At 37.7% G+C, this 987-nt stretch carries 1 protein-coding gene; it reads right to left on the reverse strand.

Annotated features, from left to right (window positions below):
- Window positions 1-237 precede the first annotated feature (237 nt).
- A complete protein-coding gene (locus tag D1136_RS10775) occupies window positions 238-897 on the reverse strand; it encodes a recombinase family protein (protein ID WP_237567063.1) in 660 nt (219 codons plus the stop codon).
- Between the last annotated feature and the right edge of the window lie 90 nt (window positions 898-987).

The following is a 987-nucleotide window of genomic DNA, read 5'->3' on the forward strand; positions in this document are numbered from 1 at the left end:
AGGATTTAATTGGACCATCAGAGAACAATTTCGTAAAAGAAAGAATGATATTCCTGAAATTTTCAGAAACCAAAATTTGGATTAATTAATAATAATACACCTGATTACCCACAGAAAAGTATACTTCCGGACACGCTCCGCGCTCCTCAGTGACATGTCTGGTTCTGAGGAACGGCCTTTGTATTGTTCGCAAAAATATAGTTTTATTCTTACTTTATCAAGAGAAGAGACTATTTCTTATTTCCGGTTTTCAGGGCATAATCTTTTCTCCAGGGAAGGAAATTTACTTCCTGCTCTCAATTGTATATTTTCAAGTTGAAGATAGCGGTATAGAGTGCTTTTACTCTTTATTTCAATTTGTTGACAAATATGTTTAATGGAATTTCCTTGTTGATAAAGCCTTGCTGCTTGTTTTACTTTTTTCTGGGCAAGGGAACTCAATCCTTTCGGACGGCCAAATATTTTACCCCTTTTTAAAGCAGCCTCACGGCCTTCCCGGGTACGTTCTATAATCACATTCCGCTCAAATTCTGCCAAGGCCGCAAAAATATGCATAGTGAATTTTCCCATATAATCTGTCGTATCTATATTATCTTTTACCGACCGGATTCGAATCTTTTTATTTTCCAGTTCCGAACAAATCCGTACAATCTCAGATAAGCTTCTGGCCAATCGGTCCAATTTGTAAACTACTAAAACATCGCCTTCTTTGAGAGAAGAAAGACACCGTTCCAATTCAGGTCTTTTTTTTATACCGGAGATTTTTTCACAAAATATCTTTATACACTTTTGTTGCTGTAATACATCGAGCTGCATATCCAGATTCTGATCGCGCGTACTCACCCGGGCATAACCAAAAATCCGGCTTTCCATATATTTATCCGTTGCTTCCATCATACTCCCGTTCTGATTTTACACCTCTGCAAAAATAAAAATGTTATCGGGAATGCAAGCAGTCTGTGTCTGACCGGAGTCCAATTAAATCCT

The sequence above is a fragment of the Odoribacter sp. Z80 genome, assembly GCF_009935865.1.
GTDB lineage: Bacteria > Bacteroidota > Bacteroidia > Bacteroidales > Marinifilaceae > Odoribacter.

Coding starts and splice junctions, on each gene's coding strand:
- D1136_RS10775 (WP_237567063.1), bottom strand. CDS start 897: ATGATGGAAGCAACGGATAAATATATGGAAAGCCGGATTTTTGGTTAT.